This is a genomic window from Rosenbergiella sp. YN46 (genome assembly GCF_036620675.1).
GTDB lineage: Bacteria > Pseudomonadota > Gammaproteobacteria > Enterobacterales > Enterobacteriaceae > Jejubacter.
This window is the reverse complement of record NZ_JAZHEE010000005.1, coordinates 144,515-170,350: the sequence shown is the minus strand read 5'-3', so window position 1 is coordinate 170,350 and position 25,836 is coordinate 144,515. Positions and strand designations below refer to the sequence as shown.

22 protein-coding genes and 1 pseudogene are annotated in these 25,836 nt (G+C 56.3%); 5 read left to right on the top strand and 18 right to left on the bottom strand.

Features of this window, described 5'->3' with window-relative positions:
• The first annotated feature begins 29 nt into the window (after positions 1 to 29).
• Together betT and V3W49_RS06940 are read left to right on the top strand one after the other, a co-directional pair.
• Entirely contained in the window at positions 30 to 2,033 is a 2,004-nt protein-coding gene (betT, locus tag V3W49_RS06945; protein WP_500144552.1) for a choline BCCT transporter BetT, read from the top strand.
• Between the two features lie 278 nt (positions 2,034 to 2,311).
• Positions 2,312 to 2,605: a hypothetical protein gene (locus tag V3W49_RS06940; RefSeq protein ID WP_500144551.1), complete on the top strand. Its 294-nt coding sequence runs from the start codon at positions 2,312 to 2,314 to the stop codon at positions 2,603 to 2,605.
• Between the two features lie 127 nt (positions 2,606 to 2,732).
• On the opposite strand, the gene V3W49_RS06935 is transcribed toward V3W49_RS06940, so the two are convergent.
• From V3W49_RS06935 to iolD, 8 genes are all read right to left on the bottom strand, one after another.
• Positions 2,733 to 4,115, bottom strand: a complete 1,383-nt coding sequence (locus V3W49_RS06935; RefSeq protein WP_500144550.1) for an FAD-binding oxidoreductase — start codon at positions 4,113 to 4,115, stop codon at positions 2,733 to 2,735.
• 32 nt (positions 4,116 to 4,147) lie between these two features.
• Positions 4,148 to 5,188 (bottom strand): GNAT family N-acetyltransferase, encoded by a 1,041-nt coding sequence (locus V3W49_RS06930; RefSeq protein WP_500144548.1) that lies wholly within the window; start codon positions 5,186 to 5,188, stop codon positions 4,148 to 4,150.
• An 88-nt stretch (positions 5,189 to 5,276) separates the two neighbouring features.
• Positions 5,277 to 6,014, bottom strand: coding sequence for a class I SAM-dependent methyltransferase (locus V3W49_RS06925; RefSeq protein ID WP_500144547.1), 738 nt, complete (start codon positions 6,012 to 6,014; stop codon positions 5,277 to 5,279).
• A 304-nt stretch (positions 6,015 to 6,318) separates the two neighbouring features.
• Positions 6,319 to 7,818 carry a sugar porter family MFS transporter gene (locus tag V3W49_RS06920; RefSeq protein ID WP_500144545.1) on the bottom strand — a complete coding sequence of 500 codons (1,500 nt, stop codon included), beginning with the start codon at positions 7,816 to 7,818 and terminating at the stop codon, positions 6,319 to 6,321.
• A 315-nt stretch (positions 7,819 to 8,133) separates the two neighbouring features.
• Entirely contained in the window at positions 8,134 to 9,033 is a 900-nt protein-coding gene (gene iolE / locus V3W49_RS06915; RefSeq protein WP_500144544.1) for a myo-inosose-2 dehydratase, read from the bottom strand.
• Between the two features lie 29 nt (positions 9,034 to 9,062).
• Positions 9,063 to 9,947, bottom strand: coding sequence for a sugar phosphate isomerase/epimerase family protein (locus tag V3W49_RS06910; protein ID WP_500144543.1), 885 nt, complete (start codon positions 9,945 to 9,947; stop codon positions 9,063 to 9,065).
• Positions 9,948 to 9,968: 21 nt separating this feature from the next.
• Complete coding sequence (gene iolG / locus V3W49_RS06905; protein WP_500144542.1) at positions 9,969 to 10,982, bottom strand: bifunctional inositol 2-dehydrogenase/D-chiro-inositol 1-dehydrogenase; 1,014 nt, start codon at positions 10,980 to 10,982, stop codon at positions 9,969 to 9,971.
• Between the two features lie 13 nt (positions 10,983 to 10,995).
• On the bottom strand, positions 10,996 to 12,936 hold the full coding sequence (gene iolD, locus V3W49_RS06900) for a 3D-(3,5/4)-trihydroxycyclohexane-1,2-dione acylhydrolase (decyclizing) (RefSeq protein ID WP_500144541.1): 1,941 nt from the start codon (positions 12,934 to 12,936) through the stop codon (positions 10,996 to 10,998).
• Between the two features lie 424 nt (positions 12,937 to 13,360).
• On the opposite strand from iolD, the gene V3W49_RS06895 reads away from it, so the two are divergent.
• Both V3W49_RS06895 and V3W49_RS06890 read left to right on the top strand, forming a co-directional pair.
• The gene (locus V3W49_RS06895) at positions 13,361 to 15,277 is read left to right on the top strand and encodes a bifunctional 5-dehydro-2-deoxygluconokinase/5-dehydro-2-deoxyphosphogluconate aldolase (RefSeq protein ID WP_500144540.1); all 1,917 of its coding nucleotides are present in this window, start codon (positions 13,361 to 13,363) and stop codon (positions 15,275 to 15,277) included.
• A gap of 144 nt (positions 15,278 to 15,421) precedes the next feature.
• Positions 15,422 to 16,264: a MurR/RpiR family transcriptional regulator gene (locus V3W49_RS06890; protein ID WP_500144538.1), complete on the top strand. Its 843-nt coding sequence runs from the start codon at positions 15,422 to 15,424 to the stop codon at positions 16,262 to 16,264.
• A 74-nt stretch (positions 16,265 to 16,338) separates the two neighbouring features.
• On the opposite strand, the gene nudI is transcribed toward V3W49_RS06890, so the two are convergent.
• The 4 genes from nudI to V3W49_RS06870 all read right to left on the bottom strand — a co-directional run bounded on the left by nudI (position 16,339) and on the right by V3W49_RS06870 (position 19,588).
• Positions 16,339 to 16,764, bottom strand: coding sequence for a nucleoside triphosphatase NudI (gene nudI, locus V3W49_RS06885; protein ID WP_500144537.1), 426 nt, complete (start codon positions 16,762 to 16,764; stop codon positions 16,339 to 16,341).
• Positions 16,724 to 17,029, bottom strand: a complete 306-nt coding sequence (locus V3W49_RS06880) for a hypothetical protein (RefSeq protein ID WP_500144536.1) — start codon at positions 17,027 to 17,029, stop codon at positions 16,724 to 16,726. The genes nudI and V3W49_RS06880 overlap by 41 nt, the downstream gene beginning before the upstream one ends.
• 222 nt (positions 17,030 to 17,251) lie before the next feature.
• Positions 17,252 to 18,061, bottom strand: coding sequence for a 5-deoxy-glucuronate isomerase (gene iolB, locus V3W49_RS06875; RefSeq protein WP_500144534.1), 810 nt, complete (start codon positions 18,059 to 18,061; stop codon positions 17,252 to 17,254).
• Between the two features lie 21 nt (positions 18,062 to 18,082).
• Positions 18,083 to 19,588, bottom strand: a complete 1,506-nt coding sequence (locus tag V3W49_RS06870; protein ID WP_500144532.1) for a CoA-acylating methylmalonate-semialdehyde dehydrogenase — start codon at positions 19,586 to 19,588, stop codon at positions 18,083 to 18,085.
• A gap of 305 nt (positions 19,589 to 19,893) precedes the next feature.
• Between V3W49_RS06870 and V3W49_RS06865 the strand changes: the two genes are divergently transcribed.
• Entirely contained in the window at positions 19,894 to 20,715 is an 822-nt protein-coding gene (locus tag V3W49_RS06865; RefSeq protein WP_500144531.1) for a TIM barrel protein, read from the top strand.
• Positions 20,716 to 20,728: 13 nt separating this feature from the next.
• On the opposite strand, the gene tcuB is transcribed toward V3W49_RS06865, so the two are convergent.
• The 6 genes and pseudogenes from tcuB to V3W49_RS06835 all read right to left on the bottom strand — a co-directional run bounded on the left by tcuB (position 20,729) and on the right by V3W49_RS06835 (position 25,835).
• The gene (tcuB, locus tag V3W49_RS06860; RefSeq protein ID WP_500144529.1) at positions 20,729 to 21,850 is read right to left on the bottom strand and encodes a tricarballylate utilization 4Fe-4S protein TcuB; all 1,122 of its coding nucleotides are present in this window, start codon (positions 21,848 to 21,850) and stop codon (positions 20,729 to 20,731) included.
• Positions 21,837 to 23,229 (bottom strand): annotated as a pseudogene (tcuA, locus tag V3W49_RS06855) (FAD-dependent tricarballylate dehydrogenase TcuA). Before tcuA ends, tcuB begins: the two are co-directional and overlap by 14 nt.
• 81 nt (positions 23,230 to 23,310) lie before the next feature.
• Complete coding sequence (locus V3W49_RS06850; protein WP_500144588.1) at positions 23,311 to 24,237, bottom strand: LysR family transcriptional regulator; 927 nt, start codon at positions 24,235 to 24,237, stop codon at positions 23,311 to 23,313.
• A 95-nt stretch (positions 24,238 to 24,332) separates the two neighbouring features.
• Positions 24,333 to 24,830, bottom strand: coding sequence for a PaaI family thioesterase (locus V3W49_RS06845; protein WP_500144528.1), 498 nt, complete (start codon positions 24,828 to 24,830; stop codon positions 24,333 to 24,335).
• A 1-nt stretch (position 24,831) separates the two neighbouring features.
• Positions 24,832 to 25,245 (bottom strand): hypothetical protein, encoded by a 414-nt coding sequence (locus V3W49_RS06840; RefSeq protein ID WP_500144527.1) that lies wholly within the window; start codon positions 25,243 to 25,245, stop codon positions 24,832 to 24,834.
• Positions 25,246 to 25,367: 122 nt separating this feature from the next.
• Entirely contained in the window at positions 25,368 to 25,835 is a 468-nt protein-coding gene (locus V3W49_RS06835; RefSeq protein ID WP_500144526.1) for a hypothetical protein, read from the bottom strand.
• Between the last annotated feature and the right edge of the window lies 1 nt (position 25,836).

The following is a 25,836-nucleotide window of genomic DNA, read 5'->3' as shown; positions in this document are numbered from 1 at the left end:
GTTCTCACGGATTTTTCTCTGGAGCTTTTATGGATAACACGATAAATCAGGATCCCAATACGTCCCCTCACAAACCAAAAACCATCAATCCCCCAGTATTTTACGGTTCCGCCATACTGATTGCCGCGCTGGTACTGTTTGCCGCACTGTTTCCCAAACGCGCCGATATTTGGTTCAAAGCGTTACAGCAGGCTATTTTCACCAATGCCAGCTGGTTCTATGTTCTGACAGTAGCGTTAATACTGCTGACGGTGGCCTTTCTGGGCATGTCGCGTTACGGCAATATTAAGCTGGGGCCGGACCATGCAACGCCTGACTTCAGCTATTTTTCATGGTTCGCCATGCTGTTTTCCGCCGGGATGGGTATCGGACTGATGTTTTTCGGCGTTGCCGAACCGGTAATGCACTATATGTCGCCGCCCACCGGTACCGCGGAAACGGTACAGGCGGCCAAGGAGGCGCTACGGCTGACCTTCTTCCACTGGGGGCTGCACGCCTGGGCTATCTACGCCATTGTGGCGCTCATCCTTGCCTACTTCAGCTACCGTCATGGCCTGCCGTTGACCCTGCGTTCGGCGCTCTATCCGATTATCGGCGATCGTATCTATTCGATTCCTGGTCATATTGTCGATATCTTTGCGGTAATCGGCACCGTATTTGGGGTCGCCACCTCGCTGGGCTACGGTGTATTGCAGGTTAATGCAGGCCTGAACCATCTGTTCGACCTGCCGATTAACGAAACCACCCAGGTTATCCTGATTGTTGTGATCACCGCGATGGCGACGCTGTCGGTGGTGAGCGGCCTGGATAAAGGTATTCGCATCCTTTCTGAACTCAATTTGTGGATGGCCCTGCTACTGTTAGTGCTGGTCATTACCCTGGGGCCAACGGTGCTGCTGCTGAAGTCCTTTGTGGAAAATACCGGCGGCTATCTGTCGGAGATTGTCAGCAAGACCTTTAACCTCTATGCCTACGAGCCCAAATCCAGCGAATGGCTGGGGGGCTGGACCCTGTTCTACTGGGGATGGTGGATCTCCTGGTCGCCGTTCGTCGGCATGTTTATCGCTCGCGTGTCCCGTGGCCGTACCATTCGGGAATTTGTGACCGGCGTACTGTTTGTTCCTGCGGGTTTTACCCTGATCTGGATGACCGTTTTCGGCAATAGCGCTATTGAGATGATTGCCCATAAGGGAGCCACTCAGCTGGCGGAAATCGTTCAGAGCGATGTTTCACTGGCGCTGTTTAACTTCCTGGAACATTTCCCGTTCTCTCAGGTTCTGTCATTCCTGGCTATGGCGATGGTGGTGGTCTTCTTCGTGACTTCCGCCGATTCCGGTGCGATGGTAGTGGATACCCTGGCCTCCGGCGGCGCCAAACACACCCCGGTGTGGCAGCGCATCTTCTGGGCAGCGGCAATGGGCGTGGTGGCCATTACTCTGCTGCTGGCGGGCGGTCTTTCCGCCCTGCAAACCGTGACTATCGCCAGCGCCCTGCCATTCTCGATTGTACTGCTGACATCCATGTGGGGGCTGCTGAAAGCGCTGAAGGTCGACTTCTATAAAAAGGAGAGTCAGCAGGTTACCACCATCGCTCCGGCCGCCCGTAATCCGATGTCCTGGCAGCGTCGCGTGCGCCAGATAGCCTGGTATCCGAAACGTTCCCAGGTCCGGCGCTTTATGGAAGAGGTGATCCATCCGGCCATGAATATGGTGAGTGAAGAGCTGGAAAAGCAGAATGCCCGCTCCAGCGTTGATAACGCTCATGAAAACCGTATTCGCCTGGAAGTGGACTTTGGCGATGACGTTAACTTCGTTTATGAAGTGCGGCTGCGTCCCTACACTCGCCCTGCCTTTACGCTATTTGAGCTGGAAGAGGAAGAGCGCGAAGGTGACCAGAAGTACTACCGTGCTGAAGTTTACCTCAAGGAAGGCGGTCAGGATTACGATCTGATGGGCTGGTCTCAGGATCAGATAATCCACGACATCCTCGACCAGTATGAGAAGCATATTCACTTTCTGCATCTGGTACGTTAACTCCCCTGCCATGCCCCGCAACCGCGGGGCATGGCGAACCACAGCGCCCATCAGTGAAGCCATCATAATAAAAAACAACTTTTGCGATTATTTTATGGATAATCAAATTTTAAAATGTTTATTTTTTATTGGCTTAAAATCCTCCTGGTTAAATTTCCTGGTTATCTACATAAAATAATATTTTTTATATATTGAAATTCATTTTTCTGGGATATATAAAAAACAGGCGGCCGGTCAATGGCTGCCTTTTCCAAATCTGAGTATTAATGGAGGAAATAATGATGATTAAGGAACTGAGCGAAGTTGAAATTGAACAGGTATCTGGTGCTGGTATTATCGCCGATATTGGCGGTGCCATCGGCGGCGCTATTGGTGGTATTGTAGACGCCAGCACGGCGCTGGGCGGCCTGGATACCAATGCCGCTGCCCCAGCGGCTACTCTGGGTCAGGGTATTGGGAGTATCCTGGAACTCAATCCTGTTGGCGCAATTAGCCAAATTGGTAGCGGTGTGGTTGGCATTGTTGGTTTTGGTATTGACGCGATTAGTCAGATTATCGCAAATAGAAAATAACCATCTGGCGTTAAATAAGAATTTTCATTGAATGAGAATATTCATTGAGAATAAACCTGTTCCATATTCTTAACTAAAAAGCCACCGGCAGGTGGCTTTTTTAATAATGGGGAAATGCGTGCACTGATTATTTTTCCCTGCATTCCTGATTAAGCAATCTCACGTCCACGAACAGCCCATCGGGATCGTAACGTTGTCGCAGTTCCATCAGACGCTGCCAGTTTTGCGGCGCGTAACAGCGCGCCAGGCTATTCGAACGCCCTTCCAGATCGAACTCGTTGATATAACAGGCTGTGGAGAACGGCGCCAGGCGGTCGTAAAGCTGGCGTAGCCAGCGCTGGTTTGCGTCGTCCTGAGCGGGAGCGTCCCATTGCAGATAGCTGGAAACAAAGAAACGCCCTCTGGCTGACCAGGCCGCATCCGGATACTGCTGATGACCGCGCCAGACGATAAGCGTCATCCCATCCGGCGCTGGCTGGGACGGTAGCTGAGCGTCCAGCACCTGAGCGACCTCATAGATGCTGTTGGTCACGATATTGTCGCTACGCACCCGTTCATGAGTCAGCATTGCCTCACCCTGCTGGTAGATCTCCTCAAAACTGCTATTCGGGTTTTCTGATATCGTCGTGCGTTGCGCAGCCGGAATATGGCGCAGAAACGCCTGTTGCAGTTGCTCACACTCTTCAGAATTCTGTCCAAAGGCGATGGTGTTCAGCATCAAAAACGGCGGATTACCGTCACGGGGCGGTAGAATGCCCAGCATGATCTGCAGGTTCGGCTCTGTCGCTTCGTTTTCAATCGTTTCCAGTAGCGGCCCCAGTGCCTGCCAGGGTAGCTGACAGGCATGATTGGCGATATGTGGCCTGGGATAGCAGCGCAGATAAAAATCGGTCACGACGAAGAAAGCATTAGGGCCCGCGCCTCTTGCCGCCCAGAACAGATCCGGATTTTGCGTCGCGCTGGCATGTCGTCGTTGACCATCGGCAGTGATGAGATCGAGCGCTTCCACGTTGAATACGCTCATCCCGCCCCACGCCGCAGAATTGATCCCCATGCCTCCCCCCAGCAGAAAGCCTCCGAGCGCCACCCCGCCGCCATGCCCGGTGGGAAAGGCCAGGCTGTGAGCATCCAGCGCGTGGGTAAGCTGGCGCGAGGTTGCGCCCGGGCCGACTCTGGCCCGCATCGTTTCAGGTTCCACCGATATTTCATTCAGGGCCGACACATCCAGCAGGATACTGTTATGACGCAGAAAGCAACCCGCGTAGCTGTGGCCACCAGTGCATACCGACAGCGGATGACCCAACCCGGCGGCGAAGCGTACCGTTTCGAGCACATCCTCGATGCTGGCGGCCCGGACAATCATTTCAGGCAGTCGACCAAAATCGCGGCGGTTCCACACCGACTGGCTCAGCCAGCCGCTATATTCAGGGTGATAGCGGGATCGTGCACGTCCCGCCAGGCGATGAACAAAACACCGCCAGGCATCGGCAGAATGCAGGTTTTCAGTCATAAGGCGCTCCCATCAATAGGTTCCGGTATGATTTACAGTCTGGGGGTATGGCGTAGACGATTGCTGGTAATGGTATACAAGCGTTCCGGTTGCAGCCCCAGACGGGTTTTAATTTTGGCGTTGAGGCGCCCGGCTTCAAGGCGCGGGATCCCCTGCTGAAAGGCATAGCGGTAGGCATTGGCGAAGGCCAGGGTATAGGGACTAAAGGATACCTGGTCGTAGCGCATTCCGGCGGACCACAGATGCAGCGCCTGGGGCTCCTGGAAGCAGAACATCCCGGCGATCAGCTCACCTTCTTGCTCGATGAGATTCAGACGTACCAGATCCCCGCACTGACGAACAAAACGCGCCAGGGGACCGGCCGGGAAATAGTGCGGCGTGCCGTGACGGGCAGTCGTTTCCTGGCACAGCACCGCCAGTTGCTCAAGGCGATCGTCAAATGGCGGCGCCAGCATGGAAAGCGTGGCCGAGCTGGCTTCAAATTTGCGAATCTGGCGACGCATTTCACTGCGACCGCTGTAGGGTAAGCGGGCGACAAACTGGTCAAAATCGCTGTACTCCGCCAGTCCGGCATACCAGCGATCCAGCATGTAATTGACGTTCATCCCAAAAGCCCCGGCGTGCTGAAGTAGCCAGGGATCCTCAACGTTTAACAGGCCACAGTAACTGGCCCCCAGCTCTATCGCCAGCTCCCGCAGACGGCAAAACAGCGCATCATGCAGAGCTGATGTGTGCTGAGCGCAGGGAATGGTGGTGTCGAAGCAGTGCATAATATGGCTGGCGAGAATCGTCTCCCCACCTTCATCATGCAAACCGGCGTTTTCCGCCAGTACGCCAAAGGGATCCACCACCTTTAAGGTCTGAAGATAAGTCGGCAACATGGCCAGCATTTGGCCATGGGCGCGAATGACAAGATAACGGGTCTTAATCACGTCAAGCAGTGGCGATGTTTCTGCGGCCATCAGAAAACGCCAGTCATAAAATAGCGTTCCGGCACGGTTAACGTGCAACCGACTATATTCCTGCTCGGCAATTTCGCTCAGCGAGGAGTATATTTCAATGTTGATTTCCACGACTTCACCTCATCGTTATAAAAATAACAATGCTGATAAATTAGATCTGGTGTGATTTTGAGGTTGGGGTTAATAATTCGCAAGCCAATTACTTACCTTGCTGACAATACCCCTCCACTAGCATTGAATGCGGTTTCTGTAAATAATCCGTCAGGCATTCGGAAACCGGATTCGGGGGTTGAGGATTGGACCAGGATATATGACAGAGACCGGCCATTTCCAGCGCCCGATTAAGCGTGGCGTGTGACCAGTACCAGGCCGTTATCTGTAATGGCTTATCGTCCCCTGGCAGATGTAACATGACCGGTGTTCCTTCCTGATGCGGCGTAGCCGAAGTCAGTTTGAAACCACAGGGGGCATAGTACTGTTCTTGTGGATCGTAGTGCGGACTTAATGGCAGCGTTACCAGGCGGCCGCCGGGACGCAGCAGTTTCACCATGCTGGACGCCATTTGTATCAGTTCAGCTTCCGTGCTGGCGTATGGCAAAACATAAACCCCCAGCACCAGGTCGAACTGACCTTCCAGTCCATCCAGGCTGGAATAGTATTCAATGCCCTGCGGTTGCTGACTTTCTCGCGCCCGGGCGTAATCCAGCATACCGCCAGCGGCATCATATCCCACCATACGGCCAGCCCCCTGCGACTTTAATAAACGGGAGTAGTGGCCCGGGCCGCAACCGAAATCAAGAATACTCAGTCCAGATATATTACCAATTTTTTCCAAAAGTGCCGGTGTTTCAATTTCCTTACGGAATGGCCACGCCATCATTCCTTCATATAATGGCGCCAGATTATCAAATTGCTCACTGAGATTGATGTTCGACATTTTATTTTTCCTGGCTTCGCTAGTTTTAGCGTCTGATAATGTATAGCCGATAAAAAATAGGAGGACAAACTCAAAGGGCATTTTTTTATGAGGTTTTTTGAATTTTCTTTATGGCTCAAGGAAGTATCATTAAAGATCAAAAGAAATAGTTTCCGACAGTCATTTCTTTTAGGGGGAATAACGCAGAGAGAATAAATACTGTCAAGCAATTAGGGTGATGATTCCCCGGCCTTACCCAATAACGCGCCATGACCGCGATTATCAATGCGTTAATCACGGTCATGGCAGGGAGTGTGAGCAGTCATTACTGCGGCGGTCTGGCCTCACTCACTCGACGGACAGGCATTCGTTGCGGGCGGACAGCGTTTTTATCCAGCATGCCCTGCAGATAGTGCTCTATCTGCTCCAGACTACGGCCGCGAGTTTCCGGCACGCATTTAATGACGAAGAGACCACCGAATACCCCGACGGCGGCGAAAATAAAGAACGCGCCGGACAGCCCCACCCAGGCCAGCAGAATCGGAAAGAATAGCGAGATCAGGAAGTTGGCGATCCACATGGCGAAGACCGCCCCTCCCATAAAGATGCCGCGCAGTCTGGTTGGGAAGATCTCCGACAGCAGCAGCCAGGTCACCGGCGACAGTGCCCCCTGCTGGAAGCACAGGAACATCAACATGCCCGCCAGTACCATATAGCTGCGTACCGCATCCACCTCGCCGTTAACCGTTTCCGGCATCAGGGCGCTGACGGCACCGATGAACAGCAGACACAGGGTGCAGCCGAACTGCCCCAGCATGGTCATGGTGCGTCGGCCAATGCGTCCCAGCAGCCAGATTCCCACAAAGGTCATCACCACCGATACCACGCCGTTAGAAACCGTTGCGAACAGCGCGGCGTTATCGCTCATTCCTACGGCAGTTAACATGGTAGGCGCATAGTACATAATGGTATTGACGCCGGTCAGCTGCTGGATAACCGCAATACCCACGCCGATAAAGAACAGCTTCATTAGCCACGGCGTCATTATCTCTTTCAGGGATGGTTTGCCCCTCGCCCGCTGTTCTTCCAGGGTCTCTTCAATTTCCATGAGTTCCCACTCAACGTCTTCTTTGGCCCGGGTACGCTCCAGTACCCGTCGGGCCTCGGCGAGCCGCCCTTTCATGGTATACCAACGCGGTGTATCGGGCATAAACAGCATGCCGAACCACAGCAGAATTGCCGGCAGCGTCGCCAGCGCCAGCATCCAGCGCCAGGTGGTATCGCCGCCCCAGATTTCATGGAAGGTGGCGTTAGAAATATAGGCCAGCAACTGACCGGAAACGATCATCAGCTCCTGTAAAGTGACCAGTTGGCCCCTGCGGTTAGCTGGTGCGATTTCTGCAATATAGACAGGAACGGTGGCGGCAGCTCCGCCAACGGCCACGCCCAGCACCAGACGGAAGAAAACCATCCAGCTTACGTCCGGCGCCAGCGCGGTACCCGCCGCACCGATAGCAAAAATCACCGCCAGCCAGATAATGATTTTCTTACGTCCCGCCGCCGTGGCCATATGACCGGCAAGCAGCGCGCCGAATGCGGCGCCAAACAGCAGTGAGCTGGTGACCAGCCCGGTGGTGAAAGGCGTCAGGTGTAGCTCTTTGCCCATAAACAGCAAGGCGCCGGAGATAACGCCGGTATCGTAGCCAAACAGCAGACCCCCCAGCGTAGCGATAAGCGCCACCACTTTCACAAAAGGCGTCACCGGGGTATCACTGTTCGGCCCGGATGCCTTATTGGTCGTGAGATAGTCATCTTTAGTAGTCATAGCGACTCCTGGGTAAGAGGTTGAACCGGCTTTCTCCGGCTCTTCGGCCGGAATGCCTTACAGCAATTTAGATCAAATGTTTCATGTGAATAAATAATGGAAATTTAGTTTTGCGATGCCGATCGTTAATTATTTATTAACGCAATGAAATAGCGAGGTTTTTATTGCACGAAAACAAGGCTAACGATTTGAAAACTAGTGATTTTTATGGAGTTTGAAGGGCGCGCAAAGTGAACCGCAGGAGCGAAACTTTCGGTTCCTGGAAGGGATGAAATGAAAAGCCTGACCGACGTGCGCCGTCGGCCAGGAGGGATGTCAGATCCCAGCGGTTTCCCGAATGTAACGCCGGGCTTTTATTGCGTATTCCAGCGGGTTAGCCAGCGCCGGATCCTGTTCAGCCTCTACCACCATCCATCCGCGGTAGCCGCCTTCTTCCAGAATACGGAACACCGGGCGGAAATCGATCGCGCCATCGCCAGGTACGGTAAAGGTACCCCGCCGTACGCCATCCAGGAACGAGAGACCCTGACTGCGAACTTCGTCGATCATTGCCGGACGCACATCTTTCAGATGGACATGATTGATACGCGACAGATAACGGCGCAGAACGTCGAGCATGGCCTCATCGCTACCCTCGGAGTACCAGATATGTCCGGTGTCGTACAGCAGGTAAACATTATCGTCCACCAGCCCCATAAAGCGCTCGATCTCCTGAGGCGTCTGGATTCCGGTGCCCATGTGGTGATGCAGACAGACCTGCATTCCCTTGCGCGCCGCTATTTGTCCGAGTTGATTGTAGCCTTCCGCCACTCGCTGCCACTGGGCGTCGCTGAATACCGGTTTTCCATCGCCCAGAACCGGCACCGCCAGCCCCTGAATGCTGCCGCTCTGCTCCGAACAGCCGATCACTCTGGCGCCCATGGCATGCAGGAACTCCATGTGGTTGATAAATTGATCCAGCGTTTTTTCGCGCTCGCCGTCGGCAAAGAAGGTGCTGAACCAGGCGTTACAGATCTCCATACCGCGCAGTGCCAGCATTGGTTTTAGCAGCGCCGGATCGCGCGGATATTTGCTGCCTACTTCACAGCCGGTAAAGCCCGCCAGCGCCATTTCGCTAACGGTTTGCTGGAAGGTGTTTTCGCTACCCAGCTCCGGCATATCGTCGTTGGTCCAGCCGATAGGCGCAATGCCCAACCTGACGTTCTCTTTGTTCATGATAATCCTCGATAAAAAGCGTTATCGGCTTAGCGACCGAGCAACTCCCGCTCGATCAGTTCGCGGGTTTCCACCGCCTGGTATTTCATCTTTTCCGGATAGCCGAACAGCGCGGCAGCGACAATGGGTTCGCCGCCGACTTTAAACTGACGATCGGCGAAGCCCGTTTCCCTCAGAGTGCGGAACAGCGTAGTGAAATCCACTTCCCCTTCCCCCGGCGCCACGTGCTGATGTACGGCGGCGTCCACCCCAGGTGGATTGACGATATAGCGACAGTGACGGGTATGATTCATGGTGTCGGCAACCAGCACGTGGGAGAGATCGTCGCCCGCGTAACGCAGCATGCTTTCCACGTCCCCTTTGCCTTTGTCGTAGTAGAAGGTATGGGGCACGCTGTAGACATACTTCAGGTTATCGCTGCGAAACGATTGCACCAGATCGACGGTGGCGTCACTCTCTTCGCAGAAGTCCCAGGGATGCGCCGGTAGCTCGACCCGAATGCCTTCGCGTTCGAAAATGGGCAACAGCTCCTCCATGGAGCGATAAAACATTTCGTCGCAGATTTCCGGCTGATTAGGATCGCCGGACAGTTCGGTGTTGATTACCTGAACGTCCATCTCCACGGCTATCTCGATCATCCGCTTCCAGTTTTTTACCGCTGCCTGGCGCCGCATTTCATCCGGCCCCGACCAGCGATAGACGCAGATAAACGAAGAGAGCTCCACGCCGTTATTCCTGAGCGCGCGCTTATATTCCGTCATCACTTCACGTCCGGCTCTGGGGTGTTTATAAAACGGATTAATCTGCGGATGGGGCGACTGTTCAATATAGCGATACCCCCATTCAGCCACCTGCTGCACCATGCGGGTAATGCCCAGATCTTTAATCACATCGACGTCGAATGCTATCTTCATAACGGCTACCTCTTAAGCGCTTCAGCGAGGGTAAAAGTCGGGACGCGGCGGCATTTCTACCGGCTCTACGCCGCCGCTCTGCTGGGCTTTCAGGCAGGCATCGGCGGCGACTGAGGCGGCATAGCCGTCCCAGGCCGACGGGCCGCGCAGTTCGCCGGACTTCACGTCGTTAATAAAGGCCTGCAGCTCTACGTCGTAGGCGCGGATAAAGCGATCCTTCCAGTCGGTCAGAATTTCTGTCGCCAGACGCGCCTGCTTACGCATCTGTACCGAGGCGGGTTCAGGCAGACGGGCGATACCGCTCTCACCGACCACTTCGCACTGAATGTCGTAGCCATACTGGCAGTTCACAAAGATTTCGACATCGATTCGTACGCCGCTGCGGGTTTCCAGCAGCACTATCTGCGGGTCGCGCAGGTTTGCGTGGGCGTTGGAAGTGGCGCGAGGGAAGATGACCTGAGCCGAAACATAGTCGTCGTTCAGCAACCAGCGCAGCACGTCCAGTTCGTGGATCAGGGTATTGGTAATCGCCATATCGGTGCTGTAGCTTTCGTTCACCGCCGCATTGCGATGAGCGCAGTGCAGCATCAACGGCGTGCCAACGTCCCCCTGTTCAATGACCTGCTTCAGTGCCTGATAGCCGTCATCGTATGGCCGCATAAACCCAACCTGCACCAGGCGACGGCCGGCACGCATTTCGGCATCGACGATGCGGCGACAGCCTTCGGCGCTCATCGCCAGCGGTTTTTCGCAGAATACCGGCTTGCCGGCAGCAATTGCTGCCAGGGTGAATTCTTCATGGGTCGGATCCCAGGAGGTGACCAGTACCGCCTGGACATCGGGATCGGCAATGAGCGCATGGCCGTCATCGTAAATTTTCGCCTCCAGCCCCAGCGCCGATACCGCGCTGCGGGCGCCTTCGGCGTTGATGTCTGATACCGCGACCACGCTGGCGCCCTGTAACACGCGTTCACAGCGACGAATATGCTCTTTGCCGATGGCGCCTGCGCCAATTACTCCTATTTTTAGCATCATGATCTGCTCCGGTTTAGTAGTCTCGCGCCTGCGCGCGTTTTTCCTGCATTTGCTCCGCCGCACGACGGATGCGTTCGGAGCTGGAGACCGCTGCCACGCCAACGTGCCACCAGCTGAAATATTTGTGCACCATGGTTTTGGGCAGCACTTTTACATCAATCAACGTACTGACAGGGCTGTTGCGCGCTTCTGCCAGCGCCGTTTCCAGATCCTCCAGTCGGGTCACCCGCCATGTCCGACACCCGTAGCCTGCCGCAATAGCGGCGAAATCCACAGGTACCAGAGCACCGCGCAGCTCCCCGCTGTCGGCGTCGCGACGCCGAAATTCGGTACCGTAGCTGCCCATGCCGTGCTCCATTTGCAGGTTGTTGATACAGCCGTTGGCCATGTTATCGAACAGAATAACGTTGACCTTTGCGCCTTCCTGAATCGAGGTCACCAGTTCGGAGTGCAGCATCATGAATGAACCGTCCCCCACCAGGGCATAAACGTCGCGCTGCGGTTCGGCGAGCTTGACGCCCAGCGCAGCATTGACCTCGTAACCCATGCAGGAGTAGCCGTACTCCACGTGATAGGCGTCAGGCGATCGGGTACGCCAGGTACGCTGCAAATCTCCCGGCAGGCTACCGGCGGCCGCGACGATAACGGCATTTTCCGGCAGTTGTTGGTTCAGTACGCCCAGCACGCTGCTCTGGGTGATGACCGACCCGGTTATTTCACGAAATTCGCGAAACAGCTGCGTCCGGTCGATGCTGTCATCAATTTCTGGTACGAAATCCTGCTCGCGCCAGCGTACCTGCCACACTCGCTGGGTTTCCTGTAACTGGCGGGAGCGCGCACTCTGGAGCTGTTCGCCCCATCGGGACTGCCAGCCGCTGTCGGCCATTGAGGCAGTTAGCGCCTGGAGTGCTTCCCTGGCGTCTGCCACTACCCGGATGCCGTCCAGCTTCCAGGCATCGAACTCGCTGATATTGATGTTCAGAAAGCGCACGTCCGGGTGCTGGAAAATCCACTTGGAGGCGGTGGTGAAGTCGGTAAATCGGGTGCCTACGCCAATCACCAGATCCGCTTCTTTCGCCAGCAGGTTGGCGGCCAGACAGCCGGTTTCTCCCACGCCGCCCATGTTGAGCGGGTCGTCAGAAAGCAGCGTGCCCTTCCCGGCCTGGGTTTCCGCAATGGGGATCTCATGCTGGCGGGCAAAATTGAGCAGCGCCTCACCGGCATCCGAATAACGGGTGCCTCCACCGCAAATCAGCAGCGGACGCTGGCTGCGGCGCAGCGCTTCACAGGCATCGGCGATCTGGGCCGCAACGGCCGGGCGGCGATCCAGACGGTGTACGCGGCGAACAAAAAAGTGTTCCGGATAGTCCCAGGCTTCGGCCTGAACATCCTGGGGAAGCGCCAGGGTAACCGCACCACATTCCGCCGGATCGGTCAGAACCCGTATCGCGTTAAGGCAGGCGCTCATCAACTGTTCCGGGCGGGTAATGCGGTCCCAGTATTTGCTGACCGCCCGGAAAGCGTCGTTGGTACTGATGCTCAGATCCTGGCTCTGTTCAATCTGCTGCAAAACCGGGTCTGGCTGGCGGGTGGCGAAAACGTCCCCCGGCAGCAGCAGCAGAGGAATACGGTTAGCCGTGGCGGTAGCCGCCGCGGTGAGCATATTGGCGGCGCCAGGCCCCACCGATGAGCTACAGGCGATAATCTGACGGCGACGTCGCTGTTTGGCATAACCGATGGCGGCATGGGCCATGCCCTGTTCGTTACGGCCCTGCCATACCTTTAAGTCGCCGCTATCCTGTTCCAGCGCCTGTCCCATGCCCAGCACGTTGCCATGCCCGAAGATAGCGAAGATTCCTTTTACAAATTTGATCTCACGCCCGTCCACCTCAACAAACTGATTATCAAGGAATTTGACCAATGCCTGCGCCATTGTCAGCCTGATTCTGCCCATAGCCCTTTCCTTTATCGTGATACCGACGCCGGAACGACGCCGGCGGTAATGAAATATGATGGGATTATATGCAAACGTATTTTTCATAAAACATAAATACAGAAAAAACATTTCATTTTGCGAGGGCGATCAAACTCTCCATTTCGTTTTGGTTTTCATTCCATTTATTTCATCGCTACCGAAGTGAAACAATAACCCTACAATTACCCGACGAAACCACGGGGAGTGCCGGATACAGAGCCCGCAGGGTGATTAGTAATCTCATTCCATGTTGTAGTTGCTCTCACAAAAATGAACTATAAATTTCATTTTTCATTGATAATGAAATTTACGTTCGCCATACTGACATTCGTTGGTTAACCCGGCTGCATACGCGATCGAGCGCATGTGGGTAAAGTCAAGGTAAGCAGAGGAATCCGTAACTATGAATGCAGCAGTCAAGCGGCTTGATGTGATCTGTATCGGTCGCGTCGCCGTCGATCTCTACGCCCAACAGGTGGGAGCCAGACTGGAGGACGTCGCCAGCTTCGCTAAATACCTGGGGGGATCATCCGGTAACGTCGCCTGGGGTACCGCCATTCAGGGGCTGAAATCCGCCATGCTGGCCCGGGTGGGGGATGAGCATAATGGCCGCTTTATTCGTGAAACCCTGGAAAGCGCGGGCGTCAACACCGATTATCTGATCACCGACCCAACGCGGCTGACGGCGCTGGTCATGCTGGGTATTAAGGATCAGGAGACATTCCCGCTCATCTTCTATCGCGATAACTGCGCCGATATGGCGCTGTCGCCAGCTGATATCGATGAGGCGTGGATAGCTTCTTCCCGCGCGCTGGCGGTCACAGGCACCCACCTATCCCACCCCCAGACCCGGGCGGCGGTGCTGAAGGCGCTGGAATATGCCGGGCGCCACGGGCTGCGCCGGGCGCTGGATATCGACTATCGTCCGGTACTGTGGGGGCTGACCTCCCCGGGCGATGGTGAAACCCGCTATATCGAATCCGGCGCAGTGACCCGCCAGCTTCAGGAGGTGCTGCACCACTTTGATCTGATCGTCGGCACCGAAGAGGAGTTTCATATTGCCGGTGGCAGCACCGACACCCTGACGGCGCTGAAAAAGGTACGTGAGGCAAGCAGCGCCACTCTGGTCTGCAAGCGCGGCCCCATGGGCTGCGTGGTGATCGAAGGCAAAGTCCCGGATGACTGGTCGCAGATTCCGCTGCAACAGGGCGTGAAGGTGGATGTCCTCAACGTTCTGGGGGCTGGCGACGCCTTTATGTCCGGCCTGCTGCGCGGCTGGCTTAATGACGAAGGCTGGGAACAGGCCTGTCGCTATGCTAACGCCTGCGGCGCACTGGTGGTGTCGCGCCACGGTTGCGCCCCGGCCATGCCCACCCGGGCCGAGCTGGACGACTATCTCTCCCGGGCGGAGTCGGTGCCGCGCCCGGATCTTGATGCGCGTCTTAACCATCTGCATCGCGTTACGTCACGTCGCCGTCGTTTCGATGAGCTGTGTATCTTCGCTTTCGACCACCGCAAGCAGCTGGTCGATATGGCCCAGCAGGCCGGTCGCGACGAAAGCTGTATTCCACCGCTGAAACGCCTGCTGTTACAGGCGGCGCAGGATGCGGCGGCCGAAGCCGGGCTGGAACAGCGCAGCGGCATTCTGGCGGACGGCACCTTCGGCCAGGGGGCGCTAAATGCCATTACCGGTCAGGGATGGTGGATTGGCCGCCCTATTGAACTGCCCGGTTCACGCCCGCTGCGTCTGGAGCATGGGGATATTGGCAGCCAGTTACGCAACTGGCCGCTTGAGCATGTCGTGAAGTGCCTGGTGTTCTATCACCCGCATGACAGCGCGGAGCTGCGCCAGCGCCAGGACGAGCAACTGCTGGACGTATGGCACGCCTGCAACCAGTCCGGCCACGAGCTGTTGCTGGAGGTGATCCTGCCGGCTGATGCTACAGATCGCCGTGAATGCCACTATCCGGCGATGCTGGAACACTTTTACCGGCTGGGGATCCAGCCCGACTGGTGGAAGCTACCGCCACTGGCCAGTGAAACCTGGGACAAAGTCAGCGAGCTTGTCGTGCGTGAAGACCCCTGGTGCCGCGGCATTCTGCTGCTGGGGCTGGATGCCGAGCCGGAAGCGTTGCGTGCCGGTTTTCGCGAAGCAGCGCGCCACCCGGCCATCAAAGGCTTCGCCGTTGGGCGAACCATCTTCGGTCAGCCTTCACGGCGCTGGATGGAAGGCGAACTGAACGACGACGAGCTGATCGGTGAAGTCAAAAATAACTATCTGCGGCTGATTGGCTACTGGCGCGAAGCCAGAGGCGAATAAACGCCATAGTGACGCGTGGAGCACCCTGGCCACGCGTCACGCTCAGCGTGAAATGAATCCCGTATTATCGTTCCAGAAATGAAATTTTTCCTCCATTTGATACACTGATTCCCGTTTCCTTATTACTCTGTCACAGGCGATAACATGGCCAATAATCCAACGCAGGTTTCTATTCTCCAGGACGAGATTCGCAGCCGCTACGACACGCTCAGTAAACGGCTGAAGCAGGTGGCGCGCTATATTCTTGACAACAGCAACAGCGTCGCTTTTGATACCGTCGCGTCAATTGCCCGCCAGGCTGACGTTCCCCCTTCCACTCTGATCCGCTTTGCCAACGCCTTTGGCTTCGGCGGCTTCAACGAAATGAAACAGATGTTCAGGCAGCATCTGATGGAAGAGACCGCCAACTATACCGAACGTGCGCGTCTGTTCCGCCAGAGCGCCGGCGAAGAGAGCAGTGCGCCGGAAACACCGTCCGAAATTCTGAATATGTTTACCATGGTGAACGGCCAGGCGCTGCAGCAGCTGGCGATGCAGGTGGTGCCCGAAGAGTTAGAGCATGCCGTAGCGCTACTGGGTGAAGCGGAAAACATCTATGTGATTGGTTTGCGTCGTTCGTTCAGCGTCGCCTCTTATCTGACTTACGCCCTGCGCCACCTGGATCGGCGCGCCTTTCTGATCGACGGGCTGGGTGGTATGTTCACCGAACAGCTCAGTATGGTGGGGCCAAAGGATGTGGTGGTGGCGGTGAGCTTTTCGCCCTACTCCAAAGAGGTGGTGGAGCTGGTGGAGCTGGGCGCCCAGCGCAAAGCGCGTCAGATTGCGATAACCGACAGTCAGGTCAGCCCGCTGGCCGCCTTTAGTGATGTCTGCTTTGTGGTGCGCGAAGCGCAGATCGACGGTTTCCGCTCCCAGGTCGCCTCGCTGTGTCTGGCCCAGACGCTGGCGATTTCGCTGGCGCTGGGGAGCAGTAAAGAGGGGCAGTAATCGGGGATGTCAGCACGGCAAGAGGACCATCATCACGGTCCCCTTGCACAGCCTCCCTCAGGCCCGGGAGCGCTTTAAATAAATCCTTTTTGGATAAAAGTGATCCGGGTCGCCTCATTTAAATCCATTTTTTTCATCTCTTCGGGTGACACCCAAATAATCTCCTGAAACTCTTCGTTAAACGTAATACTCCGATTAGCGCTGATACAATCAAATATAAGATAAATCATATATATCCTTTCGGTAGTGCCATCAGGATACGTTTTAGTCCGGATGTCATCGCGAAAAGCCCAAGGCTTAACCTCAGTGATGAGCAGTTCTTCCCCTAATTCTTCCATGATTTCGCGTCTCAGGGCGCTTTCCATGGTTTCGCCAAGCTCCATTCCACCGCCTGGTAAAGCCCACTGCCCCGGAAAGACTCCGCGATCGGAAGCCATTTTACACAGCAAAAACTCACCGCTATTCTGTATCACGGGGCACACAATGACTCGCTGGCGCATTTTTTCTCCTTAATAGCATTATCTTATTCATTACCATATCAGAAAAATCATTGATTTCAGCAGGATGATTACAAATCATCACTCGCTGGTGAAGATGTTCCGGTAGATTATCCATAAAATGCTGGTATTCCGTATGCCAGCCTTTTATCCATTGAATCTTCATCTCTTCATCAGAAAACTCTTCTGGTCGGATACCATGTATTTCATCATCCCGGAGATGATCAAGGGAGTGTTCTACAGAATATGGCTTTATCTCTTTCCTCAAAGGTCGCCCAGCTTATAGGCGTATTCGGATGCTTTATTTTTAGCAACTCCATAGCGTATTTTTGATGCGGGTATCTGGTCGGTTAGCTTCAACTCTAAAAATTTTTGGCAGGTTTCAGGTTCGAGCATTGATTATCAATGATCGAACCTGAAACCTGCCCGGGATTTTTTTGTCCCTTTTATTATCCTGAGTTACCTCGCCTGTGGGTTCCAACGCAGGTCGCTATTTTCTGGGATAATGGTCGCTATTGATCCAGGCGTGATCCTCTTCCCAGCGGAACAGCCATTTGCGCTGCGGCCCGGCCATTACGTTCAGATAGTAGCTGTCGTAACCGGCGATGCTGGCGACAGGATGATAGCCGCGCGGCACCATCACCACGTCGTGGTTATAAGGGGCCATACAGGCGTCCAGCGAGCGATCGTCGGTATAGACCCGCTGTAAGGCAAAGCCCTGGGGCGGATCGAAGCGATGATAGTAGGTCTCTTCCAGCTGGGTTTCCTGCCCCTCCACTGCCGTATCGTGCTTGTGGCTGGGCCAGGAGCTGGTCGCGCCTTCATCGGTATAGACTTCAACCACCAGCAGGCTGTGCGCCGGTTCGCTGTCCGGCAGGATATTGTGCACCAGCCGCTGATTACGCCCCTTGCCGCGCCGCTCCACGCCAACGTCGCAAGGCGCTATCAGGCGCGCAGGCAAATTTCCGCCGCCCGGCGCACTGCATACCGCCAGCTCCAGTTCGCTGTCGGCCACCACCTCGACCCGATCGTTGTGGGGGACAAAAACCGACCATGGCGGCGTGCGCTCAAACGGCGACATTCGCCCTCCCAGCCCGGGGAAATCGGCATTGCGGGTTTTAATCGACGCCAGCCCCGACACCAGAACCAGACAGAGCTCGCGATCGCCGCTTTCAAGCGTGATGCGATCGCCCTTATTCAGCAGATGTGCCTCAAAACCCACAAACTCCCAGCCCGCGCTGGCTGGAGTTATCTGTTGGATACGCCCCGTTCCGGGGCGACGTTTTTCAAGTAACGACATACTGTCTTATTCCTCCATCCATCAGCCCAGGGTGGGCATGCTGAATTCTGATACCGTCTGTTGCCCTTCTGGCCAGCGTACTGTGGCAGTTTTCATACGAGTATAGAAGCGCACGCCGTCCGGGCCGTGCACGTTGAGAGCGCCGAATACCGAGCGCTTCCAGCCGCCAAAGCTGTGGAAAGCCATGGGAACCGGTACCGGAATATTCACACCGACCATACCGGCCTGAACGTCATGCACAAACTCCCGTGCGGCGTGGCCGTTGCTGGTAAAGATGGCGCTACCGTTGCCGAATTCGTGGCTGTTAACCAGTTCCAGCGCGCTGTCATAATCGCTGGCACGCACCACGCTCAGCACAGGCCCGAAGATCTCCTCTTTCCAGATGGTCATCTCTGGGGTCACGTTATCGAACAGCGTACCACCAACATAGTAGCCCTCTTCGTAACCTTCAGGGGTAAAGCCACGACCATCCACTACCAGTTGCGCGCCTTCGGCGACGCCTTTGTCGATATAGCTCAGCACCTTTTGCTGATGGGCTCGGGAAACCACCGGCCCCATTTCATTCTCTTCGCTGCCCCGCAGGCAGCCCGGCCCCACTTTCAATGCTTTTACCAGCGGCGTCAGGCGGGCGATCAGCTTATCTGCCGTTTCGTCACCCACTGCGACGACGACCGGCAGCGCCATGCAGCGTTCCCCGGCGGAGCCGTATGCGCCCCCCATAATCGCGTTAACGGTAGCTTCCAGATCGGCATCCGGCATCACGATGGCGTGGTTTTTAGCGGCGCCGAAGGCCTGAACCCGCTTGCCGTAAGCGCTGGCGGTTTTATAAATATGTTCAGCAACCGAGGATGATCCGACAAAGCTCACGGCCTGGATTCTGGGATCGCTACACAGCGGTTCCGCCTGATCGTTACCGCAGTGCACCACGTTAAAGACGCCGTCCGGCAGCCCGGCTTCGGTTAACAGCTCCGCCATTTTGACTGCCGCAGAAGGCGCCAGCGCGGGCGGCTTAAGTACGAAAGTGTTACCACAGGCCAGCGCGATGGGGAACATCCACATCGGCACCATGGCCGGGAAGTTAAAGGGGGTGATTCCTGCCACCACGCCCAGCGGCTGCATCAGCGAATAGCTGTCCACGCCGGTGCCGACATCAGAAGAAAACTCCCCTTTCTGCAGATGGGGAATACCGCAGGCAAATTCGACCACCTCCATACCGCGGGTCAGTTCTCCCATGGCATCTGACCAAACCTTTCCGTGTTCGCTGACGATAAGTGCCGCCAGTTCGTCGCTGTGCTGCTCCAGCAGGCTCTTGAACTTAAACAGAATGCGGGCGCGGCGCAGCGGCGTGGTACGCGACCAGCTATCAAAGGCGGTATGCGCCACGGCGATGGCTTCCTGCACTTCCTGTGTGCTGGACTGCGTCACCTCGCGGATGGCCTGTCCGGTGGCCGGATCGTAAACCGGCTGGGTTTCGTTGCTGCTGCTGAAACAGATTTTCCCGGCAATATAGTTTCCAGTGATGTTCATGCTTTCGGACTCCAGATAGTCAGTGTGGGCACCTGTGGTCCCGTGCGAACGGGATGACTCAAACCATAGCCAAATGAAATTAATATTTCAATAATACTGAAAATGAAATATCAGGTTTTGTGACAGGAGTTGCGCCCGCACAGTCATATTGCCCTGCTCCATAGCATAGTCCCTGGCGCTGCATCGCGGTGATGTCGAATCAAAACTGAGAGAATGCTCTAAAAACAAAATTTCCCCCATTGCAATAAATGAAATAAATGTTTTGATCAGTGCAAAACCTCTGACTCTGATTCAGGAGAAGCCCTATGAGCATCGATATGCAACGCTTCTGCGTTAACCGTAAGATTGCCCCCGGAATGGGGATTGAACCCTTTTTTCAAATGGTCAGTCAGCTTGGGCTGAATAAAGTCGAGCTGCGTAACGATATGGCCGGCGGTAGCGTAACGGACAATCTTTCGCCTCACGAAGTGCGAGAACTGGCCCACAGCCATGGTATTGAGATTCTCTCGATTAACGCGCTCTATCCATTTAACTGTCCCGATGAAATGCTGATGGCCAGAGCCAGAACGCTACTGGAGACGGCGCAACAGATCGGCGCCCGGGCACTGGTGCTGTGTCCGCTGAATGACGGAACGCCAGTAGAGGCGCGCCAGACCATCGACGCCCTGCGCCAGCTTGTCCCCTTGTTTGCGCACTACGATGTGGAAGGACTGGTAGAGCCGCTGGGTTTTCCCCAAAGTTCGCTACGCTCGGCGCGCGAGGCGGCGGCACTGATTGATGAGGCTGACGCCCCGTTCCGACTGCTGGTAGATACCTTCCACCACGCGCTGTGGCCCGATGCCGGGCGCGAACTGGCAACGCTCGATATCAATCGGGTGGGACTGGTGCATCTGTCCGGGGTTGATGACTCACGACCGATGACGCAACTGACCGACGAACAGCGCATTATGCTGAGCGATGCCGACAGGCTGAACAGCGCCGCCCAGGTGCGGCGCCTTGAGGAACTGGGATATCGCGGCGCCTACGCCTTTGAGCCCTTCTCTTCGATACTGAAAGGCTGGTCCGGTCAGGAGATTGAGCGCCAGATTCACCACAGTATGGCGCTGATTCAACAGGCCTGTGTCTGACTATGTGACATTGTCACTTGCCGCGCCGCTTCTCGATAGCATCCTTAAGCAGCGCGGCACAGCGATAGATCCCGTGGGCGAATTTGCCGTAAGGCAGCGTCGCAAACAGCGCCATCACCACTCCGAGATGCACCGCCAGCAGCGCCCCCATCAGCGGCCCTTCTCTGCCCGCCAGCAGCGCCAGCCCGGTAATGCTGGTTAACAACAGCAGCAGACAGAAGGCGCGATCCAGCGGTTTCTGCTGCGCATCGCCGTGCAGAGGCGCCCGCCGCAGATTAAGCCACAGCAGTCCCGCCGGGCCGATAATCAGGCCGACTCCACCCAGAGTGCCCAGAATGACCGGCAGACTGAGCAGCGGATAAGGTGCAGGCTGCCCCAGCAGAAAGTGATAGCCGGTGGCCACCACAGTCGCGGCGAAGCACAGCATAAAGCCGTAGAAGGTAAAATGGTGAAAGCGACGGCGGCGCAGCGTGTAGCGGTCATCCTCGTCGTTGCACCCTTCGCCGTGACCGCCGTCCAGGTAAGTGAGCGTCAGCGCATGGCGGGCCGCTTCCAGCGCTGCCGGTGGCGTGGGTGCGCCACCGGAAATGCCGCGCCAGAATCGGGTTACGCCGACCATCAGTACCAGCAGGCTAAAACCAAATACGCCGCCAAACAGTATCGCCAACAGGTTATGGGGGAATATCTGGTAAAAATCCCCCGCCAGCGGCGGATGCCACAGGCCGCCGCGCAGTGCCACTGCCAGCAGCAGGAACAGGCTCAGACCCAGGGTCAGCGCCAGCACGCTGACAACGCCCGCATGGCGATACAGCGCGCCAAAGCGGGCGGGCCAGGCGTAGCGCTGCCAGGTTTCCAGACGCACCTTCGCCAGCGCCTGCGGTACCGTAATGGCGAATTCATGGGGCGGAGCATACTGGCAGGCATGCAGGCAGGCGCCGCAGTTGTGGCACAGATTAGCCAGATAATGGATATCGGCGTCGTTAAAGCTCAAACGCCGGGTCATCGCCGGAAATACCGCGCAGAAGCCTTCGCAGTAGCGGCAGGCGTTACAGACCTGCATCACCCGTTTGGCCTCTTCTTCATGCGGGCGGGTCAACTGGCGGGCTTCGTTAATCAGGGCATTAAGCTGTTGCATGATGAACCTCCGTATGGTGAGCGGCCCGAGCCGCTTGCTCTCCGGCAATACGGCCAAAGGTGGTACCGATAGACATGCCGACCCCGGCGGTATAGCCCTGGCCCAGTACGTTACCGGCCATTATCTCCCCGGCGGCGAACAGATTGCTGCTGGGAACGCCTGCGAAATGCACCGCGGCCTGTTCATTAACGCGCAGCCCAAGGTAGGTAAAGGTAATACCTGGTCGCAGCGCATAGCCGTAAAACGGGGGCTGATTGATGGGCCTCGCCCAGTGGCTTTTGGCTGGTGTCAGCCCCAGGGTTCGGCAGTCATCAAGTACGGTATGGTCAAAATGGCCGGGCTGACAGGCGCGGTTGTAGTCGGCAATGGTGGCGCTCAGGGCGGCGGGATCGAGGCCCAGCTGTTCGGCCAGAGCAGGCAGGCTTTGCGCGCAGGCGCCGGGAAACACCGGCGGCATAAAGTGGCCGGGGGCCCGGGAATCAATAATCGACCAGGCGATTTGCCCCGGCTGCTGTGCCACCAGACGGCCCCAGATGGCGTAGCGTTTGGGCCAGAAGTCCTCCCCTTCATCGTAGAAACGCTGACCGTCGCGGTTTACCACTACGCCAAGCGATACGCAGTCCACCCGGGTGCAGATGCCGCCGTCATAGAGCGGCGCCCGTGCATCGATAGCCACACAGTGTGACTGGGAGGGATCGCCGATAATATCGGCCCCGGCTTCCATCATAAATTTCAGCAGCGTTCCCTGATTAAAGCGGGTGCCGCGAATCAGAAAGTTGTCCGCAGGCCATTCGCCCCGATCGTTCTGCCCCCAGGCTTCCCGCAGCCATGGCCGATTAGATTCGAAACCGCCGCAGGCCAGCACGCAGGATCGGGCGGCAATCCGCTCATTACCTGACCAGGCGGCGATAAAGCGCCCTGCCTCCAGTTCCAGTAAGTCCACCGGCGTTTCATAGCGAATCGTCACGCCCAACCGTTCCGCGCTGCGGTAATAAGCGTTGATCAGCGCCTTGCCGCCGCCCATAAAAAAGGCGTTGGTGCGCGCCGGAGAGCGGCGGCTGGAAATGGACGCCGTGGCGCCGCATCCAGTCGCGGCAGTGGGACGACGTGCGGATGGTCAGACGCGCCAGGGTCTCATTGGTTTTGCCACCGGTGACCCGCAGTAGATCTTCCCAGAACTCCTGTTCCGGATAACTTTCTACCAGCACATCCTGGGGGGCGTCATGCATACAGCGCAGATTGCGGGTATGTTGCGAATTACCGCCGCGCCAGGTTTTGGGGGCGGCTTCCAGCAGCAGCACCGACGCCCCCGCCTCTCTGGCGGTCAGGGCCGCGCACAGCGCTGCGTTGCCGCCGCCAATCACAAGCACATCAAACATATCGAACTCCGGAATCACATGAATGTCGTCATGCTATCCGGCAGGATGTAGCGGCGATACGACCGCCGCCTGAAGGGGGTTTTACAAATTGTAAAGGCTGGCGCCCGGCCAGCGGCCACGGCTGACCAGGTCGCTCATCACGCCGGTGAGCACCACCCGGGCCGCCAGCGCCGCTGGCGCCAGCTCGTCGTCGCAAAGGCTGACCAGCAGATTGATTCGTCCCGGCGCCGGCGACCGTAGTTTAAGCACCCGTAAACCGGACTCGCTCAGCGGCGATACCGCGGCACCAGGCTGAATGGTAACGCCTGCTCCCTGGCGCACCGCGGCCATCAATAGCGCCAGGCCGTCAATCTCAAGCCGCGGTGTCAGGGTAAGATAACGGCTGGCAAACAGTTGCTCCACCAGGGTGCGCAAACCGTGGCCCGGGCTGGGCAGGATCAGCGGCAGTTCAGCAAGACTCGTCACGTCGATTTCATCGCCGCGATGGCCCGCCAGCAGCGATGCCTGGCCAATGATGAACAGCTGTTCTTCCAGAATAGGCATGGCGCTCCAGGCATCGGGCTGCCCCTGCTGAAACAGCACCGCCAGATCGAGCCTGCGCGCTGCCAGCATCTGGGCCAGATTACCGGAAAGGCTTTCCACCACATGCAGTCTCACACTGGCGTAGCGCTCGGCCATGGCCTCAATGAAGGGAACGCCGAGCACTGATGCGGTGCTTGGCGCCATACCAACGCTGACATGCCCCGCCAGCCGGGCCTGGCTGGCCGCCCTTACGGCTTCGTCGGCATGGCGCAGCGTCAACTGCGCCTGGGCGAAAAAGGCCATCCCCGCCGCGGTGGGCTGTATCCCCTGCGAGGTACGCTGTAGCAAACGCACCGCCAGTTCGTTTTCCAGCCGACTTACCTGCTGGCTGAGGGCCGATACCCCTACCTCCAGCCGCCGTGCGGCGCCGGAAAAACTGCCTGCCTCTATTACGCTGACAAAATAGCTTAACTGACGTAGCTCCACATCCACCTCACTGTTACGCCGGGGTCACAGGTAATAACCTGAAAGCGGCTGGATGGCAATGGCTGGAGCGGAATCTGAGAGGCACAACACTTTTATCAATCAGCCGCGCGGCGCAGCTTCCATTTCATGATTCCATTCGCCATCGGCCCTGGAATCGTGAGCCCATGCCAGCGCAGGCTGCCAATGCGGAATGTGGCGCTGGCGGTGGCCAGAATACGGCCACTGTCATTCAGCAGGCGTCCCGCAGTGAAGCAGATGCCGCCCTTACGCTGTTCAATCCAGCCTTCGCCGCGGATCACTCCCGGGGCCGCCGGATGGATAAAACTGGTCTTTGATTCAATGGTCAGCGCAATCTTGCCGGGCGGTAGGTCCAGGTAAATCGCAGGTCCCATACAGTCGTCCAGCATCGCGCTCAGAATCCCGCCCTGAATATTGCCCAGCGGATTGGTCAACCCCGGGCCAGCCTGATACTCCACATGGATGATTCCCTGTGCTTCATCATAGCGTTTGAAGCGCCAGCCCAGCGTAGCTGCGGCCTTTGACAGAGGCAGCTCCCCATTAACCACCTTCCAGAACAGTGCATCAGGATTCATATCATCCTCCGAAAAGTGCGAGACCGACCGCGCCCAGCACGGCCATCATCAGAATCAGACCTACAGGGGTTCTGGCGCCGGTTCTGGCCCGGAAGGATGCGGCAACCAGCGCCTGGGTTAACAGACCGAAAGCAAACAGAGCGGCGAATGTCCACCATGCCGGGCCGTTCGCTTCGCGCCACAGGAGTGCCAGTAGCGTCAGGCAACTGAGTAACCACGCCAGCCAGGCAAAACCCACTGCCCGCATCAGCGCCAGGATCAGGTTTCTGACCCGTTCGTCGAGCTGTTCCCACTCTATGCCTACCCCCTGGCGGTGATAGGGCATAAAAATCGGGCGCAGCAGGTAGATCAGGGAAAACAGCAGAACGAAACCAAAAGCCAGGATAATGAACAACAGACTTAACCACTGTGGCATCTTACCCCCCTGTTATCGGGTCTGCGTCTTGTTAAGGTCAGACCAGATTAAGGGTAGAGTCGGATGTTGGGATGTCAAATACAGTGGGTAGCAAATACTAACCCGGCAAGTGCCGCCAGTCTTCAACTGCCACCGGCAATTCTCTTCGGTTGTGCTCCATTCAATATATTATTAACAGCGGTCCATAGATCCTTTCCATGCAGTGTAACTATATCGTCATCAATGCCGTATACCCAATTGAACTGATCCCTGACTAACCCTATCTCGCCTGAATAGGCATAGGCAAATGGGATTAAATTATTCAAGGCGAGGTCTTCACCATAAATATCAATTCTGGTTTTAGGGTAACTTTTTAAAACGCTTCTTATAGAGAAATCTAAAAACCACTCTTCATTATTAGTGGAATAAGTTAGTCGTTTATCAGCAAAAACCTTCAAAAAGGACTCAAGTTCATCATCCAATAGATACCCCTTTTTCTTATAAAGAGCCAGAATCTCTGAATGGCTAAAATCATCATTATATATTGATGAGCCTGAATATCCTGATTGTTTTAAGACTTCTTTCATTCTATCAGTGAGACGATTTGTCATG

Excerpts from the sequence above, each read along its gene's own strand:
- betT (WP_500144552.1), top strand. The coding sequence starts at position 30 with ATGGATAACACGATAAATCAGGATCCCAATACGTCCCCTCACAAACCA.
- V3W49_RS06940 (WP_500144551.1), top strand. The coding sequence starts at position 2,312 with ATGATGATTAAGGAACTGAGCGAAGTTGAAATTGAACAGGTATCTGGT.
- V3W49_RS06935 (WP_500144550.1), bottom strand. The coding sequence starts at position 4,115 with ATGACTGAAAACCTGCATTCTGCCGATGCCTGGCGGTGTTTTGTTCAT.
- V3W49_RS06925 (WP_500144547.1), bottom strand. The coding sequence starts at position 6,014 with ATGTCGAACATCAATCTCAGTGAGCAATTTGATAATCTGGCGCCATTA.
- V3W49_RS06920 (WP_500144545.1), bottom strand. The coding sequence starts at position 7,818 with ATGACTACTAAAGATGACTATCTCACGACCAATAAGGCATCCGGGCCG.
- iolE (WP_500144544.1), bottom strand. The coding sequence starts at position 9,033 with ATGAACAAAGAGAACGTCAGGTTGGGCATTGCGCCTATCGGCTGGACC.
- V3W49_RS06910 (WP_500144543.1), bottom strand. The coding sequence starts at position 9,947 with ATGAAGATAGCATTCGACGTCGATGTGATTAAAGATCTGGGCATTACC.
- iolG (WP_500144542.1), bottom strand. The coding sequence starts at position 10,982 with ATGATGCTAAAAATAGGAGTAATTGGCGCAGGCGCCATCGGCAAAGAG.
- iolD (WP_500144541.1), bottom strand. The coding sequence starts at position 12,936 with ATGGGCAGAATCAGGCTGACAATGGCGCAGGCATTGGTCAAATTCCTT.
- V3W49_RS06895 (WP_500144540.1), top strand. The coding sequence starts at position 13,361 with ATGAATGCAGCAGTCAAGCGGCTTGATGTGATCTGTATCGGTCGCGTC.
- V3W49_RS06890 (WP_500144538.1), top strand. The coding sequence starts at position 15,422 with ATGGCCAATAATCCAACGCAGGTTTCTATTCTCCAGGACGAGATTCGC.
- nudI (WP_500144537.1), bottom strand. The coding sequence starts at position 16,764 with ATGCGCCAGCGAGTCATTGTGTGCCCCGTGATACAGAATAGCGGTGAG.
- iolB (WP_500144534.1), bottom strand. The coding sequence starts at position 18,061 with ATGTCGTTACTTGAAAAACGTCGCCCCGGAACGGGGCGTATCCAACAG.
- V3W49_RS06870 (WP_500144532.1), bottom strand. The coding sequence starts at position 19,588 with ATGAACATCACTGGAAACTATATTGCCGGGAAAATCTGTTTCAGCAGC.
- V3W49_RS06865 (WP_500144531.1), top strand. The coding sequence starts at position 19,894 with ATGAGCATCGATATGCAACGCTTCTGCGTTAACCGTAAGATTGCCCCC.
- tcuB (WP_500144529.1), bottom strand. The coding sequence starts at position 21,850 with ATGCAACAGCTTAATGCCCTGATTAACGAAGCCCGCCAGTTGACCCGC.
- V3W49_RS06845 (WP_500144528.1), bottom strand. The coding sequence starts at position 24,830 with ATGAATCCTGATGCACTGTTCTGGAAGGTGGTTAATGGGGAGCTGCCT.
- V3W49_RS06840 (WP_500144527.1), bottom strand. The coding sequence starts at position 25,245 with ATGCCACAGTGGTTAAGTCTGTTGTTCATTATCCTGGCTTTTGGTTTC.
- V3W49_RS06835 (WP_500144526.1), bottom strand. The coding sequence starts at position 25,835 with ATGACAAATCGTCTCACTGATAGAATGAAAGAAGTCTTAAAACAATCA.